Consider the following 16,188-nt stretch of genomic DNA (forward strand, 5'->3'; position numbering starts at 1 on the left):
GGAGACAAGGCATGAACCAAGAGGTCATGAATCTTTTCAATCCTCAGGTGCCTGCGCAGCATTTCGATTCCATCCGGATTTCGATTGCTTCGCCGGAAAAAATCCTGTCGTGGTCCTACGGCGAGATCAAGAAGCCGGAAACCATCAACTACCGTACGTTCAAGCCTGAGCGTGACGGTCTTTTCTGCGCGCGCATCTTCGGACCGATCAAGGACTATGAGTGCCTGTGCGGCAAGTACAAGCGCATGAAGTACAAGGGCATCATCTGCGAAAAGTGCGGCGTCGAAGTCACGCTGTCGCGCGTTCGCCGTGAGCGCATGGGCCACATCGAGCTCGCAGCGCCGGTTGCCCATATCTGGTTCCTGAAGTCGCTTCCTTCGCGTATCTCGACCCTGCTCGACATGACCCTGAAGGATGTAGAACGCGTTCTTTATTTCGAGAACTACATCGTCACCGAGCCTGGCCTGACTTCGCTGAAGCAGAACCAGCTTCTGTCCGAAGAAGAGTACATGATCGCCGTCGACGAGTTCGGCGAAGACCAGTTCACCGCCATGATCGGCGCTGAAGCCATCTACGAGATGTTGGCTTCGATGAACCTCGAAAAGATCGCCGGCGACCTGCGTGCCGAACTTGCTGAGACCACGTCTGATCTCAAGCAGAAGAAGCTGATGAAGCGCCTGAAGATCGTCGAGAACTTCATGGAGTCTGGTAACCGTCCTGAATGGATGATCATGAAGGTCGTTCCGGTCATTCCGCCGGACCTGCGTCCGCTGGTTCCGCTGGATGGCGGCCGTTTCGCGACGTCCGACCTCAACGATCTCTATCGCCGCGTCATCAACCGTAACAACCGTCTGAAGCGCCTGATCGAGCTTCGCGCACCTGGCATCATCATCCGCAACGAAAAGCGTATGCTGCAGGAATCCGTCGATGCGCTGTTCGATAACGGCCGTCGCGGTCGCGTCATCACGGGTGCCAACAAGCGTCCGCTGAAGTCGCTCTCCGACATGCTCAAGGGCAAGCAGGGCCGCTTCCGCCAGAACCTTCTCGGCAAGCGCGTCGACTATTCCGGTCGTTCGGTCATCGTGACCGGTCCGGAACTGAAGCTGCACCAGTGCGGCCTGCCGAAGAAGATGGCGCTCGAACTGTTCAAGCCGTTCATCTACGCCCGCCTCGACGCCAAGGGTTACTCCTCGACCGTCAAGCAGGCCAAGAAGCTGGTTGAAAAGGAAAAGCCTGAGGTCTGGGATATCCTCGACGAGGTTATCCGCGAGCATCCGGTTCTTCTGAACCGCGCACCGACGCTGCACCGTCTGGGTATCCAGGCTTTCGAACCCATGCTGGTCGAAGGCAAGGCCATCCAGCTGCACCCGCTCGTCTGCACGGCCTTCAACGCCGACTTCGACGGTGACCAGATGGCTGTTCACGTGCCGCTTTCGCTGGAAGCCCAGCTGGAAGCACGCGTGCTGATGATGTCGACCAACAACATCCTGCATCCGGCGAACGGTCACCCGATCATCGTTCCGTCGCAGGACATGGTTCTCGGCCTCTACTACCTGTCGATCATGAACCAGAACGAGCCGGGCGAAGGCATGGCCTTCTCGGATATCGGTGAGCTGCATCACGCACTTGAAAACAAGGTCGTGACGCTGCATGCCAAGATCCGCGGCCGCTTCAAGACCGTGGATGCCGATGGCAAGCCGGTTTCGAAGATCCATGAAACGACCCCCGGCCGTATGCTGATTGGCGAACTTCTGCCGAAGAACGTCAACGTGCCTTTCGACGTCTGCAACCAGGAAATGACCAAGAAGAACATCTCCAAGATGATCGACACGGTCTACCGTCATTGCGGCCAGAAAGACACGGTCATCTTCTGCGACCGCATCATGCAGCTCGGCTTTGCCCATGCCTGCCGCGCCGGCATTTCGTTCGGCAAGGACGACATGGTCATTCCGGACAGCAAGGTGAAGATCGTCGGCGACACCGAAGCTCTCGTGAAGGAATACGAACAGCAGTATAATGATGGTCTCATCACCCAGGGCGAAAAGTACAACAAGGTTGTCGACGCCTGGGGCAAGGCAACCGAAAAGGTCGCCGAAGAAATGATGGCACGCATCAAGGCTGTCGAGTTCGATCCGGAAACGGGCCGCCAGAAGCCGATGAACTCCATCTACATGATGTCCCACTCGGGTGCTCGTGGTTCTCCGAACCAGATGCGTCAGCTGGGCGGCATGCGCGGCCTGATGGCGAAGCCGTCGGGTGAAATCATCGAGACGCCGATCATCTCGAACTTCAAGGAAGGCCTGACCGTTAACGAGTACTTCAACTCGACCCACGGTGCCCGTAAGGGTCTCGCAGATACCGCCCTGAAGACCGCGAACTCGGGTTACCTGACCCGTCGTCTCGTCGACGTCGCGCAGGATTGCATCGTCAACTCCAGGGATTGCGGCACCGACAAGGGCCTCACCATGACCGCCATCGTCGATGCCGGTCAGGTCGTTGCCTCGCTCGGCGCACGTATCCTCGGCCGTACGGCTCTGGATGATATCGACAATCCGGTCACTGGCGAAAACATCGTCAAGGCTGGAACGCTGATCGACGAAGCCGACGTTGCCACCATCGAGAAGGCCGGCATCCAGTCCGTCCGCATCCGCTCGGCGCTTACCTGCGAAGTGCAGATCGGCGTCTGCGGCGTCTGCTACGGTCGTGACCTTGCACGCGGTACGCCTGTCAACATGGGCGAAGCCGTTGGCGTCATTGCCGCACAGTCGATCGGTGAACCGGGCACGCAGCTTACCATGCGTACCTTCCACCTTGGCGGTACGGCGAACGTGGTCGACCAGTCGTTCCTCGAAGCTTCGTATGAAGGCACGATCCAGATCAAGAACCGCAACATCCTGCGGAACTCCGAAGGCGTTCTCATCGCCATGGGCCGTAACATGTCCGTTACGATCCTGGACGAGCGCGGCGCGGAACGTTCCACGCAGCGTGTCGCTTACGGTTCGAAGATCTTCGTGGACGATGGCGACAAGGTTAAGCGCGGTCAGCGTCTTGCGGAGTGGGACCCCTACACCCGTCCGATGATGACGGAAGTGGAAGGTACCGTTCACTTCGAAGACCTCGTCGACGGCCTCTCCGTTCTGGAAGCGACCGACGAATCCACCGGCATCACCAAGCGTCAGGTCATCGACTGGCGTTCGACGCCGCGCGGTTCGGACCTCAAGCCTGCGATCGTCATCAAGGACGCGTCCGGTGCGGTTGCGAAGCTTGCCCGTGGTGGCGAAGCCCGCTTCCAGCTCTCGGTCGACGCCATCCTGTCGGTCGAGCCGGGTGCGAAGGTCTCCCAGGGTGACGTGCTTGCACGTTCGCCGCTGGAAAGCGCCAAGACGAAGGACATCACCGGCGGTCTGCCGCGCGTTGCCGAACTGTTCGAAGCCCGTCGTCCGAAGGATCACGCCATCATCGCAGAGATCGATGGTACGATCCGGCTGGGCCGCGACTACAAGAACAAGCGTCGCGTGATGATCGAGCCTGCGGAAGACGGCGTCGAGCCGGTCGAATACCTGATCCCGAAGGGCAAGCCCTTCCATCTTCAGGAAGGCGACTACATCGAGAAGGGCGAATACATTCTCGACGGCAACCCGGCACCGCACGACATTCTGGCGATCAAGGGCGTGGAGGCTCTGGCTTCCTACCTCGTGAACGAAATCCAGGAAGTCTACCGACTGCAGGGCGTTGTGATCAACGACAAGCACATCGAGGTGATCGTTCGCCAGATGCTGCAGAAGGTCGAGATCACCGATGCCGGTGACAGCCAGTACATCGTTGGCGACAATGTCGACCGTATCGAGCTGGACGACATGAATGACCGTCTGATCGAAGAGGGCAAGAAGCCGGCTTACGGCGATCCTGTTCTGCTTGGTATCACCAAGGCTTCGCTGCAGACGCCGTCCTTCATCTCGGCCGCATCCTTCCAGGAAACCACCAAGGTTCTCACGGAAGCTGCGATCGCCGGCAAGACGGACACGCTGCAGGGCCTCAAGGAAAACGTCATCGTCGGCCGCCTCATCCCGGCCGGTACCGGCGGCACCATGACGCAGATCCGCCGCATCGCCACCTCGCGCGACGACCTCATTCTCGAGGAACGCCGCAAGGGTACGGGTGCAGGTTCTGCCAACCAGATGCTGCAGGACATGACGGACCAGGCTCCGGCTGCCGAATAAGGTCAGGCAGGGGCAGGGGCTTTGCGAAGCCTCGCCAAAGTTCAATGAAAACGCCCGGAGCAATCCGGGCGTTTTTGTTTGTGCGGGCCCTGGCATGGAGCGGCCTTTCGGCGGCCACCCCATTTCCCAGTCTCTCATTGACGGCGCCCTGAAGCCCGGCGCCGGGATCAGCCCTGTTCGCGGATGTTGTAGCGGGTCAGAACGGAAAGCCGGCGAACGAGATCGGCCTGACCGGTGCTGCCGGTCTTCGCATAGATCGACTTGGCGTTGCTGCGAACCGTTTCGTGGGAGATCTGCAATTGCTTCGCGACGGCGGGAAGCGAAAGACCCTTCATGATTTCCAGCGCAACGCGGGCTTCGCCTCTGGTGAGGTCGTACAGCCCCTTCAGCAGGGTGCTCGCATCGGCAATGGTGCCCATGGGCTGGGATATCAGCACGATGGCGCTGCCATTCGGTGACAAGTCGAGTGCATTCTTGCGCAGGGGTATGACGTGAAGGATGCAGGCTCCGTCCTCGTTGGTGGGCAGGGGAAACGAGCCGATAGCGTGACCAGCGAGCGCCTTATAGAGAAGCCGGTTCACTCTTTCGTCGGAGATGACGATCCTGTCACGGGCGCGGGTCGAAATGGATTTCTGCAGCGACACAAAAAGGTCGTTGGCGGAGAGAATGCGTCCGCTTGCCTGCAGCACCGCGGCCGGTGCCCCAATGGCGTTGAGGCCGAGCGTCATGGCATCGGCCTTCTGCCGCTGCAGCCGGGTTGCAAGCGTAAGGCTGCGGGCAATATGCGGCCTCAGCCCGCCGAGCGCCGCCATGGTCTCCGGCCCGATGACGCCACTCTCCAGCTTGCGCTCGAAAAGCACCGTCATTTCCGGATGATCAGGCGGTGCAACCTGGGTGGCCGCCCCATATCCCAATCCACGCGGCACGAGGAAGTCACGCACAATCGGCAGCCCAGCCCATTCATCATGGGTGAAGACGTCGAAATCCTGCACGAAGGAAAATTGTCCCTCGCGGATCGCGCGGGTGAGGCGATCGTTGCGGTGATTCCAGCCGCCCTCCATGAAGGCCTGCATCAGTTCCTGGAAATTGGGCGTATAAAGCCAGGCTTCCTCCTCACCCTTGCCCCAGGTGAGGGCGCCACCCCAGAAGTCAAGCCGGTGGCCGATGGCGGCAATCACCTTCGCCCAACGATCGGGGAAAAGCGCTGCCTCATAAATGTCATCAATAATGTCTGCCGACGATATAGTATTCAACCCGTCACCGGAATCTCGTGTCGGGGCCATGTAAACATCATATCACGGTATTGTTCAACGTATAATCAAATAATACTACTGTATTAAAAGTATATAATCTATAAGTGACTTAATATATTGATCAGTTTACCAAAGGGATCGCGCAGAAAGAGCCGGCGGACGCCCCACGTCTCGCTAACGGGGCCATATTCGATCGGCAGGCCCGCCTTCAAGATTTTGGCATGGACTTCATCGAAATCATCGACCTCGATCGAAAGGTCCGGCACAGCAGTGCCGGAGCCGCCTTCGCGTGCGAAGCTGACCTGTGCGCGCGCTTCGAGCGGGCCGGCATGGGTGACGATCCAGCCGTGATCCATCGCGACGGGCATGCCGAGAATATCGCCATAGAACGCCTGCGCCCGTGCGGGCTCGGGCGTTGCTATATTGGCGACGACACGTCTGACCGTCATATGTCTGCCCCTCAGGCGAAGCGGATGATGGCGACTTCGCCTTCGAGTGCGCCCTGATAGGCGGAAGCGTGCGGCTCCTCGTCCGGAACCTCCGTCAGCATGCCGATCTGGTCGAGGTCGGCTTCGATGAAACCTTCCTCGGAAAGTGCGTTCAGCGTCTCGCGCACGGCGGTGTCGTCATCCGGCGCCCGCAGGATGACGTGGATGTCGATGCCCTCGGAGTTGTCGGTCTCGTAAGCCTTGCCGATGACGATGAAGACCATCGGCTCGTCGCGTCCATTATCGTTGTCGGGGAGGGTGCTCATGACGCGGTTCCTTGATCTTTCGTTGCTGTCATGCGGGCCGATGGAATCGGTCCCGCGGGGGCGAAACCGATCCGGCCCGCCCTGAGGGAATCAATAGACGGATTTTGTGAAAAGCCAAAGCGTCGAGGTCAAAATCGCTGCCTTCTGCGCCGACTTATGTTAAAGCGCGTTGGAAATGGCCCGGACGCGGGCTTTGCGGCCATGGGTGGCGGCGCAAAATGTGGATTCACCCTTGACGAAAGCTGGCTAAAACAGTAGTACGCCCGCCATCGGAGCCTCTGTGGGTGCTGGCCGTTCGGAAAGCTTTTTCCCGAACATCATCTCAAACGGGTCTCCATTGCACGTAGAAGACACGAATGTTGCACGCAAGACGCCTCATCCGGTGTCCTCTGCTCTTGGTGGTCCATCCGTGAAAACGGATCGGGCCACGTTTTGCGCATGAGGATATATGCGTGCATCGTCGCCGGCAACGGCATAGCCGCCACCCGTGAGGGTGGCTAAAGTAGTTTTTGCAAGGGATGGTTATATGCCTACCGTAAACCAGCTGATCCGCAAGCCTCGCCAGGCACAGGTAAAGCGCAACAAGGTTCCTGCTCTTCAGGAAAACCCGCAGAAGCGTGGTGTTTGCACCCGCGTTTACACGACGACCCCGAAGAAGCCGAACTCGGCTCTGCGTAAGGTTGCCAAGATCCGCCTCACCAACGGCTTCGAAGTCATCGGCTACATTCCTGGCGAAGGTCACAACCTTCAGGAACACTCCGTGGTCATGATCCGCGGCGGCCGCGTAAAGGACTTGCCGGGCGTTCGTTACCACATCATCCGCGGTGTTCTCGATACCCAGGGCGTCAAGAACCGCAAGCAGCGCCGCTCCAAGTACGGTGCGAAGCGTCCGAAGTAATTCGGTTTAACAAATTCCGGCGCTGCGCGAGGTTCTCCGCGTGGTAAAGCGTCAATAACATTGAGAGACAAAGAATATGTCCCGTCGCCATAGTGCAGAAAAGCGTGAGATCAACCCGGATCCGAAGTTCGGCGATCTGGTCGTCACCAAGTTCATGAACGCCATCATGCTTCACGGCAAGAAGTCGGTCGCAGAAAGCATCGTTTACGGCGCATTCGACGTCGTTCAGGGCAAGACGAAGCAGGAGCCGCTCGGCGTGTTCCATTCGGCCCTCGACAACGTTGCTCCGCACGTTGAAGTGCGTTCGCGCCGCGTTGGTGGTGCCACGTATCAGGTTCCGGTCGACGTTCGCCCCGAGCGCCGTCAGGCTCTGGCCATCCGCTGGCTGATCACCGCTGCGCGCAAGCGTAACGAAACGACCATGGTCGATCGCCTTTCCGGCGAACTCATGGACGCTGCGAACAACCGCGGTTCCGCTGTCAAGAAGCGCGAAGACACGCACAAGATGGCCGACGCCAACCGCGCATTCTCGCATTACCGCTGGTAATCTTAACCGGTCGCATATCGAAAGGCAGTCCATTATGGCTCGCGAATATAAAATCGAAGACTACCGCAATTTCGGTATCATGGCGCATATCGACGCCGGCAAGACGACGACCACCGAGCGTATTCTTTATTACACCGGTAAGTCGCACAAGATCGGCGAAGTTCATGATGGCGCTGCCACGATGGACTGGATGGAGCAGGAGCAGGAGCGTGGTATCACCATCACCTCCGCAGCCACCACGACCTTCTGGAAGGGTCGCGACGGCAAGATGCGCCGCTTCAACATCATCGACACCCCCGGCCACGTCGACTTCACCATTGAAGTCGAGCGTTCGCTGCGCGTTCTCGACGGCGCCATCGCGCTGCTCGACGCCAACGCCGGTGTTGAGCCGCAGACGGAAACCGTCTGGCGTCAGGCTGAGAAGTATCATGTTCCGCGCATGATCTTCTGCAACAAGATGGACAAGACCGGTGCTGACTTCTACCGCTCGGTAGAGATGATCAAGACCCGTCTCGGCGCCATCGCCGTCGTCATGCAGCTGCCGATCGGCGCTGAGACCGAGTTCAAGGGCGTTATCGACCTGATCGAGATGAACGCACTCATCTGGCGCGACGAATCGCTCGGCGCCCAGTGGGACGTCGTCGAGATCCCTGATGACATGAAGGCCAAGGCTGACGAATATCGCGAAAAGCTGATCGAGACCGTTGTCGAGATCGACGAAGAAGCGATGGAAGACTACCTGAACGGCATCATGCCCGACAACGACAAGATCCGTGCGCTCGTTCGCCGCGGCACCATCGACGTGAAGTTCCACCCGATGTTCTGCGGTACCGCGTTCAAGAACAAGGGCGTTCAGCCGCTTCTCGACGCTGTTGTCGACTACCTTCCTTCTCCGCTGGACATCCCGGCGATCAAGGGTATCGACTTCAAGACCGAAGCCGAGATCGAGCGTCATGCCGACGACAGCGAGCCGCTTTCCATGCTCGCGTTCAAGATCATGAACGACCCCTTCGTTGGTTCGCTGACCTTCGCACGTATCTACTCGGGCAAGCTCGAAAAGGGTACGTCTGTCATCAACACGGTCAAGGACAAGCGCGAGCGCGTCGGCCGTATGCTGCAGATGCACTCCAACAGCCGTGAAGACATCGAAGAAGCCTTTGCCGGCGACATCGTTGCTCTGGCTGGCCTTAAGGAAACCACCACTGGCGATACGCTCTGCGATCCGCTGAAGCCGGTTATCCTCGAGCGCATGGAATTCCCCGAGCCGGTCATCCAGATCGCGATCGAGCCGAAGACCAAGGGCGACCAGGAAAAGATGGGCCTCGCGCTCAACCGTCTGGCTGCTGAAGATCCTTCGTTCCGCGTCAAGACCGACGAAGAGTCCGGTCAGACGATCATCGCAGGCATGGGCGAACTTCACCTCGACATCCTCGTTGACCGTATGCGTCGCGAGTTCAAGGTTGAAGCGACCGTCGGTGCTCCGCAGGTTGCCTATCGCGAAACCATCACGCGTCAGCACGAAGAAGACTACACGCACAAGAAGCAGTCCGGTGGTACCGGTCAGTTCGCTCGCGTGAAGATCATCTTCGAACCGAACCCCGAAGGCGAAGACTTCAAGTTCGAATCCAAGATCGTCGGTGGTGCTGTTCCGAAGGAATACATCCCGGGCGTTCAGAAGGGTATCGAAAGCGTTCTGTCTTCCGGTCCGCTGGCTGGCTTCCCGATGCTCGGCGTCAAGGCGACGCTCATCGACGGTGCATTCCACGACGTCGACTCATCGGTTCTCGCCTTCGAAATCGCATCGCGTGCCTGCTTCCGTGAAGCAGCCAAGAAGGCTGGTGCACAGCTTCTCGAGCCGATGATGAAGGTCGAAGTCGTAACGCCGGAAGACTATGTCGGCGACGTTATCGGCGACCTGAACTCCCGTCGTGGTCAGATCCAGGGCCAGGAAAGCCGTGGTATCGCCGTTGTCATCAACGCGCACGTTCCGCTCGCGAACATGTTCAAGTACGTCGACAACCTGCGCTCCATGTCGCAGGGTCGCGCTCAGTACTCGATGACGTTCGACCACTATTCGCCGGTTCCGTCGAACGTGGCGCAGGAAATCCAGGCAAAGTACTCCGGTCAGAAGTGATCGGGGTACGCCCCACCGAATTTTGAAGATTATTCCCGTCAAGGGACAAGAATGGAGAGCCACTAATGGCAAAGAGCAAGTTTGAGCGCAATAAGCCGCACGTCAACATTGGCACGATCGGTCACGTCGACCACGGCAAGACGTCGTTGACTGCTGCGATCACGAAGTATTTCGGCGAGTTCAAGGCGTATGACCAAATCGACGCTGCTCCTGAAGAGAAGGCTCGTGGTATCACGATTTCGACGGCCCACGTTGAGTATGAGACGCCGAACCGTCACTATGCTCACGTTGACTGCCCCGGCCACGCCGACTACGTGAAGAACATGATCACCGGTGCTGCGCAGATGGACGGCGCGATCCTGGTTTGCTCGGCTGCCGACGGCCCGATGCCGCAGACCCGCGAGCACATCCTGCTTGCCCGTCAGGTTGGCGTTCCGGCGATCGTCGTGTTCCTCAACAAGGTCGACCAGGTTGACGACGCCGAGCTTCTCGAGCTCGTCGAGCTTGAAGTTCGCGAACTTCTGTCGTCCTACGACTTCCCGGGCGACGATATCCCGATCATCAAGGGTTCGGCTCTTGCCGCTCTTGAAGATTCCGACAAGAAGATCGGTGAAGACGCGATCCGCGAGCTGATGGCTGCGGTTGACGCCTACATCCCGACGCCTGAGCGTCCGATCGACCAGCCGTTCCTGATGCCGATCGAAGACGTGTTCTCGATCTCGGGCCGTGGTACGGTTGTGACGGGTCGCGTTGAGCGCGGTATCGTCAAGGTTGGTGAAGAAGTCGAGATCGTCGGCATCCGTCCGACCTCGAAGACGACGGTTACCGGCGTTGAAATGTTCCGCAAGCTGCTCGACCAGGGCCAGGCCGGCGACAACATCGGTGCACTGGTTCGCGGTGTTAACCGTGACGGCGTCGAGCGTGGTCAGATCCTGTGCAAGCCGGGTTCTGTTAAGCCGCACAAGAAGTTCAAGGCCGAAGCCTACATCCTGACGAAGGAAGAAGGCGGCCGTCATACGCCGTTCTTCACGAACTACCGTCCGCAGTTCTACTTCCGCACGACGGACGTAACGGGCATCGTTACGCTTCCGGAAGGCACGGAAATGGTTATGCCTGGCGACAACGTGACCGTTGACGTCGAGCTGATCGTTCCGATCGCGATGGAAGAAAAGCTGCGCTTCGCTATCCGCGAAGGCGGCCGTACCGTCGGCGCCGGCATCGTCGCTTCGATCGTCGAGTAATTTCGACCGTTGAAATTCAGACTGGCGGCGGTGTGAACAACACCGCCGCCAGCCTTTTGATAAAAAGCCTGGCGGCGTTGCATTTTTAGTGCTTGAAAAATTCGGTGAAAGCGCGTAAACGCGCACTCACATTCACCGCTGGATTCGCAAGCGATTGCGGAACGCGGTGTTTTTAGCAATACAGACTACCGAAATGATTGGGGTGCGACGCGCATCTCTCTCGATTTTTGAAAATCTGCGGCGCCACGATCAATAGAAGTTCATGTGTTTCCGCGTGCGGAAACGAATAACAAAGAACAAGGACAAGACGAATGAACGGCCAGAATATCCGTATCCGCCTCAAGGCGTTCGATCACCGGATCCTCGATGCCTCTACCCGTGAAATCGTGTCGACCGCAAAGCGCACCGGCGCCAGCGTTCGCGGCCCGGTTCCGCTCCCCACCCGCATCGAAAAGTTTACCGTCAACCGCTCTCCTCACGTGGACAAGAAGAGCCGTGAACAGTTCGAAATGCGGACGCACAAGCGTCTTCTCGATATCGTTGACCCCACCCCGCAGACTGTCGATGCTCTGATGAAGCTCGACCTCGCTGCCGGCGTTGACGTGGAAATCAAGCTCTGAGACCCGGCCCGAACCATCCAAGGTGAGGGCTGAAGTAACAAGGCCGGACCTCACTTTTGGGTGAGGGCCAATAACAAGGAAGGTACGTGGAGCAATCCAACGACTTCCAAACCGGAGACCGGAAACATCGTGAGATGTCGAAGGGCACTCCTTAACAAAGGCCAGAGAGGGTTTTCCCTTCAAGGCTCGCAAGAGGATGAACCAATGCGTTCAGGTGTGATTGCACAGAAAGTGGGTATGACACGCGTCTATAACGACGCAGGTGAACATATCCCTGTAACAGTATTGCGACTGGATAACGTACAAGTCGTTGCCCAGCGCACGGAAGACAAGAATGGCTATACCGCAGTTCAGCTCGGTGCCGGCCAGTCCAAGGTCAAGAACACGACGAAGGCGCTTCGCGGTCACTTTGCCGCTGCCAATGTCGAACCGAAAGCCAAGCTCGTCGAGTTCCGGGTTTCCCCCGAGAACCTGATCGACATCGGTGCAACACTGACCGCAAATCATTTTCAGTCCGGCCAGCTGGTCGACGTCACTGGAACCACGATCGGTAAAGGTTTTGCCGGTGCTATGAAGCGTCACAACTTCGGTGGTGGCCGCGCTTCGCACGGTAACTCCGTATCGCACCGTGCACACGGTTCGACCGGTAACAACCAGGATCCGGGCCGCGTCTGGAAGGGCAAGCGCATGGCTGGTCATATGGGCCAGACGCGCGTTACGACCCAGAACCTCGAAGTCGTTTCGACCGATGAAGACCGTGGCCTCATCCTCGTGAAGGGTGCAGTTCCCGGCTCGAAGGGTTCCTGGATCATCGTCCGCGACGCCGTCAAGTCGGCTGCGAAGTAAGGGAGCCTTATCATGGAATTGAACGTCAAGACCCTCGAGGGAAAAGACGCCGGCAAGGTTTCTCTGTCGGATGAGATCTTCGGCCTCGACCCCCGCCAGGACATCCTGGCCCGCATGGTTCGCTGGCAGCTTGCAAAGAAGCAGCAGGGAACCCACAAGTCCAAGAACCGGTCGGAAGTTTCCCGCACCGGCGCGAAGATGTACAAGCAGAAGGGTACGGGCCGCGCTCGTCACCATTCGGCTCGCGCACCGCAGTTCCGCGGCGGCGGCAAGGCCCACGGCCCGGTCGTTCGCAGCCACGCCCATGACCTTCCCAAGAAGGTTCGTGCGCTCGCTCTGCGTCACGCTTTGTCTGCAAAGCTGAAGGCTGAAGAACTGATCATCGTCGATCAGCTCGTCGCGTCCGAAGCAAAGACCAAGGCTCTGCTGGGCAGCTTCGCTTCGCTTGGCCTGACCAACGCTCTCGTCATCGGCGGCGCCGAACTTGATGGCAACTTCAAGCTCGCTGCTCAGAACATCCCGAACGTGGACGTTCTGCCGGTTCAGGGCATCAATGTTTACGACATCCTGCGCCGTGGCAAGCTGGTGCTTTCCAAGGCTGCTGTAGAGGCTCTGGAGGAGCGGTTCAAATGACGGATCTTCGCCACTACGATGTGATCGTATCTCCTTCGATCACGGAAAAGTCGACGCTGGTATCCGAACAGAACCAGGTCGTATTCAACGTCGCCAAGAACGCTTCCAAGCCTGAAATCAAGGCTGCCGTGGAAGCTCTCTTCGGCGTCAAAGTCACGGCTGTGAACACGCTTATCCGCAAGGGTAAGACCCGTCGTTTCCGTGGATTCGCCGGTAAGCTTAAGGACGTCAAGAAAGCCGTCGTTACGCTCGCCGAAGGTCAATCCATCGACGTGTCCACCGGACTCTAAAGGTTAGGCCCAAGCGGGCAAAGACCCAAAAGGGAACAAGAATATGGCATTGAAAAGTTTCAATCCGACCACGCCGAGCCAGCGTCAGCTGGTTATCGTGGACCGCGCTTCGCTCTACAAGGGCAAGCCGGTAAAGGCTCTCACCCAGGGCCTCAGCTCCAAGGGTGGCCGTAACAACCAGGGCCGGATCACCGTCCGTTTCCAGGGTGGCGGTCACAAGCGGACCTACCGTCTGGTTGACTTCAAGCGTCGCAAGTTCGACGTTGAAGGCACAGTTGAGCGTCTGGAATACGACCCCAACCGCACCGCGTTCATCGCGCTGGTTACGTATACCGACGGCGAACAGGCTTACATTCTCGCGCCACAGCGTCTCGCTGCCGGTGACAAGGTGATCGCCTCCGACAAGGCAGTGGACGTGAAGCCCGGCAACACCATGCCGCTTCAGTACATTCCGGTCGGTTCGATCATCCACAACGTCGAGATGAAGCCGGGCAAGGGCGGTCAGATCGCTCGCTCCGCCGGTACGTATGTCCAGCTCGTCGGCCGCGATGCCGGTATGGCCATCCTGCGTCTCAACTCGGGCGAACAGCGTCTGGTGCACGGCTCCTGCCTCGCATCGATCGGCGCTGTTTCGAACTCGGATCACGCCAACATCAACGACGGCAAGGCCGGTCGTTCCCGTTGGCGCGGCAAGCGTCCGCACGTTCGCGGCGTCGTCATGAACCCGGTCGACCACCCGCACGGTGGTGGTGAAGGTCGCACGTCGGGTGGTCGCCACCCGGTTACTCCGTGGGGCAAGCCCACGAAGGGCAAGCGCACCCGTTCGAACAAGTCGACCGACAAGTTCATCATGCGCTCGCGCCATCAGCGTAAGAAGTAAGAGAGGTAGTCACTAATGGCTCGTTCAGTATGGAAAGGTCCGTTTGTTGACGGCTATCTTCTCACCAAGGCTGAGAAGGTGCGCGAGAGCGGACGTAACGAAGTAATCAAGATCTGGAGCCGTCGCTCCACGATCCTGCCGCAGTTCGTTGGTCTGACCTTCGGCGTCTACAACGGCAGCAAGCATGTGCCCGTCTCGGTCAACGAAGACATGGTCGGACACAAGTTCGGTGAATTCTCTCCGACCCGTACCTATTACGGTCACGGCGCGGACAAGAAGGCAAAGAGGAAGTAATCATGGCGAAGGCTAAGACCGAACGCCGGCTGAAGGACAATGAGGCTCAGGCCATTGCCCGTACGCTCCGCGTCAGCCCCCAGAAACTGAACCTGGTTGCCGCTCTTATCCGTGGCAAGAAGGTTGATCGCGCTCTCGCCGAGCTCGAATTCTCCCGCAAGCGCATTGCAGGCACCGTCAAGAAGACGCTCGAATCTGCAATTGCCAATGCGGAAAACAACCATGACCTCGACGTTGACGCTCTCGTCGTCGCCGAGGCCTATGTTGGCAAGTCCATCACCATGAAGCGTTTCCACGCTCGTGGCCGTGGTCGTGCTTCCCGCATTGAAAAGCCGTTCGCTCACCTCACGATCGTTGTTCGTGAAGTTGAGGAAAAAGGGGAGGCCGCATAATGGGTCAGAAAATCAATCCGATCGGCTTCCGCCTCGGCATCAACCGTACCTGGGACAGCCGCTGGTACGCTGACACTGCTGAATACGGCAAGCTGCTGCATGAAGACCTGAAGATCCGGGCTTACCTGATCAAGGAACTCAAGCAGGCCGGCATCGCCAAGGTCGTCATCGAGCGTCCGCACAAGAAGTGCCGCGTTACGATCCACTCGGCTCGCCCGGGTCTGATCATCGGCAAGAAGGGCGCGGACATCGAGAAGCTTCGCAAGAAGCTTTCCGAGATGACCAACTCCGAAACGCACCTCAACATCGTTGAAGTGCGCAAGCCGGAAATCGACGCGACGCTGGTTGCCCAGTCGATTGCCCAGCAGCTCGAGCGCCGCGTGGCTTTCCGCCGTGCGATGAAGCGCGCTGTTCAGTCCGCAATGCGTCTTGGCGCCGAAGGCATCAAGATCACCTGCGGCGGTCGTCTTGGTGGTGCGGAAATCGCTCGTACCGAATGGTACCGCGAAGGTCGCGTTCCGCTGCACACGCTGCGTGCGGACATCGACTACGGCACGGCCGAAGCTGAAACCGCATTCGGCATCTGCGGCATCAAGGTCTGGATCTTCAAGGGCGAAATCCTTGAGCACGATCCGATGGCTTCTGAGCGTCGCGGTCTCGAAGGCGACGCACAGGGCCCTGCAAGCCGTGAGCGTGGCGATCGTCCCGATCGTCGTCGCGAAAACGCTTGATTGACGCTGGCGAAAGATAAGCTCGGAGAAGTAAGAAAATGTTGCAGCCAAAGCGTACTAAGTACCGTAAGCAGTTCAAGGGACGCATCAAGGGCGTCGCCAAGGGCGGCTTTGACCTGGCATTCGGTGAATTCGGCTTGAAGTCGCAGGAACCGAACCGCGTGAATGCACGCGAGATCGAAGCGGCCCGCCGCGCGATCACGCGTTACATGAAGCGCGCAGGTCGTGTGTGGATCCGCGTATTCCCCGACGTTCCGGTTACGGCCAAGCCGACCGAAGTTCGTATGGGTAAGGGCAAGGGTTCGGTCGATTACTGGGCATGCAAGGTCAAGCCCGGTCGTATGATGTTCGAGATCGACGGTGTTACCGAGGAGATCGCCCGTGAGGCGCTTCGTCTCGGCGCTGCCAAGCTCTCGGTCAAGACGCGCTTCGTACAGCGCATCGCAGAGTAAGGA

General features: G+C 58.6%; 17 protein-coding genes. 14 read left to right on the plus strand and 3 right to left on the minus strand.

Annotation, left to right across the window (positions count from 1 at the left end; genetic code table 11):
* Positions 1 to 11 precede the first annotated feature (11 nt).
* Positions 12 to 4,220, plus strand: a complete 4,209-nt coding sequence (gene rpoC / locus AC5YUO_RS12625; protein ID WP_080816633.1) for a DNA-directed RNA polymerase subunit beta' — start codon at positions 12 to 14, stop codon at positions 4,218 to 4,220.
* A gap of 167 nt (positions 4,221 to 4,387) precedes the next feature.
* On the opposite strand, the gene AC5YUO_RS12630 is transcribed toward rpoC, so the two are convergent.
* The 3 genes from AC5YUO_RS12630 to AC5YUO_RS12640 all read right to left on the minus strand — a co-directional run bounded on the left by AC5YUO_RS12630 (position 4,388) and on the right by AC5YUO_RS12640 (position 6,227).
* Positions 4,388 to 5,473: a helix-turn-helix transcriptional regulator gene (locus tag AC5YUO_RS12630; RefSeq protein WP_496154858.1), complete on the minus strand. Its 1,086-nt coding sequence runs from the start codon at positions 5,471 to 5,473 to the stop codon at positions 4,388 to 4,390.
* Positions 5,474 to 5,571: 98 nt separating this feature from the next.
* The gene (locus tag AC5YUO_RS12635; protein WP_496153534.1) at positions 5,572 to 5,922 is read right to left on the minus strand and encodes a VOC family protein; all 351 of its coding nucleotides are present in this window, start codon (positions 5,920 to 5,922) and stop codon (positions 5,572 to 5,574) included.
* An 11-nt stretch (positions 5,923 to 5,933) separates the two neighbouring features.
* Entirely contained in the window at positions 5,934 to 6,227 is a 294-nt protein-coding gene (locus tag AC5YUO_RS12640; RefSeq protein ID WP_496153535.1) for a transcriptional regulator, read from the minus strand.
* Positions 6,228 to 6,753: 526 nt separating this feature from the next.
* On the opposite strand from AC5YUO_RS12640, the gene rpsL reads away from it, so the two are divergent.
* From rpsL to rplP, 13 genes are all read left to right on the plus strand, one after another.
* Positions 6,754 to 7,125: a 30S ribosomal protein S12 gene (rpsL, locus tag AC5YUO_RS12645; RefSeq protein WP_003507760.1), complete on the plus strand. Its 372-nt coding sequence runs from the start codon at positions 6,754 to 6,756 to the stop codon at positions 7,123 to 7,125.
* Positions 7,126 to 7,201: 76 nt separating this feature from the next.
* Positions 7,202 to 7,672, plus strand: a complete 471-nt coding sequence (gene rpsG / locus AC5YUO_RS12650) for a 30S ribosomal protein S7 (protein ID WP_003507761.1) — start codon at positions 7,202 to 7,204, stop codon at positions 7,670 to 7,672.
* Positions 7,673 to 7,706: 34 nt separating this feature from the next.
* Positions 7,707 to 9,806 (plus strand): elongation factor G, encoded by a 2,100-nt coding sequence (gene fusA / locus AC5YUO_RS12655; protein WP_080834948.1) that lies wholly within the window; start codon positions 7,707 to 7,709, stop codon positions 9,804 to 9,806.
* A gap of 65 nt (positions 9,807 to 9,871) precedes the next feature.
* On the plus strand, positions 9,872 to 11,047 hold the full coding sequence (tuf, locus tag AC5YUO_RS12660) for an elongation factor Tu (protein ID WP_173614730.1): 1,176 nt from the start codon (positions 9,872 to 9,874) through the stop codon (positions 11,045 to 11,047).
* 311 nt (positions 11,048 to 11,358) lie between these two features.
* The gene (gene rpsJ, locus AC5YUO_RS12665) at positions 11,359 to 11,667 is read left to right on the plus strand and encodes a 30S ribosomal protein S10 (RefSeq protein ID WP_003507767.1); all 309 of its coding nucleotides are present in this window, start codon (positions 11,359 to 11,361) and stop codon (positions 11,665 to 11,667) included.
* Between the two features lie 204 nt (positions 11,668 to 11,871).
* Entirely contained in the window at positions 11,872 to 12,513 is a 642-nt protein-coding gene (rplC, locus tag AC5YUO_RS12670; RefSeq protein ID WP_003507769.1) for a 50S ribosomal protein L3, read from the plus strand.
* A gap of 12 nt (positions 12,514 to 12,525) precedes the next feature.
* Positions 12,526 to 13,146 carry a 50S ribosomal protein L4 gene (gene rplD / locus AC5YUO_RS12675; RefSeq protein WP_003495173.1) on the plus strand — a complete coding sequence of 207 codons (621 nt, stop codon included), beginning with the start codon at positions 12,526 to 12,528 and terminating at the stop codon, positions 13,144 to 13,146.
* Entirely contained in the window at positions 13,143 to 13,436 is a 294-nt protein-coding gene (locus tag AC5YUO_RS12680) for a 50S ribosomal protein L23 (protein ID WP_003521003.1), read from the plus strand. Before rplD ends, AC5YUO_RS12680 begins: the two co-directional genes overlap by 4 nt.
* A 43-nt stretch (positions 13,437 to 13,479) precedes the next feature.
* On the plus strand, positions 13,480 to 14,316 hold the full coding sequence (rplB, locus tag AC5YUO_RS12685; RefSeq protein ID WP_003521004.1) for a 50S ribosomal protein L2: 837 nt from the start codon (positions 13,480 to 13,482) through the stop codon (positions 14,314 to 14,316).
* 15 nt (positions 14,317 to 14,331) lie between these two features.
* The gene (gene rpsS, locus AC5YUO_RS12690) at positions 14,332 to 14,610 is read left to right on the plus strand and encodes a 30S ribosomal protein S19 (protein ID WP_003507772.1); all 279 of its coding nucleotides are present in this window, start codon (positions 14,332 to 14,334) and stop codon (positions 14,608 to 14,610) included.
* A gap of 2 nt (positions 14,611 to 14,612) precedes the next feature.
* On the plus strand, positions 14,613 to 15,002 hold the full coding sequence (rplV, locus tag AC5YUO_RS12695) for a 50S ribosomal protein L22 (RefSeq protein WP_006313972.1): 390 nt from the start codon (positions 14,613 to 14,615) through the stop codon (positions 15,000 to 15,002).
* A complete protein-coding gene (gene rpsC / locus AC5YUO_RS12700; protein ID WP_003495188.1) occupies positions 15,002 to 15,733 on the plus strand; it encodes a 30S ribosomal protein S3 in 732 nt (243 codons plus the stop codon). The genes rplV and rpsC overlap by 1 nt, the downstream gene beginning before the upstream one ends.
* 38 nt (positions 15,734 to 15,771) lie before the next feature.
* Positions 15,772 to 16,185 carry a 50S ribosomal protein L16 gene (gene rplP, locus AC5YUO_RS12705; protein ID WP_003507774.1) on the plus strand — a complete coding sequence of 138 codons (414 nt, stop codon included), beginning with the start codon at positions 15,772 to 15,774 and terminating at the stop codon, positions 16,183 to 16,185.
* Positions 16,186 to 16,188: the final 3 nt, after the last annotated feature.

The organism is Agrobacterium sp. LEGMi-208b (genome assembly GCF_059511785.1).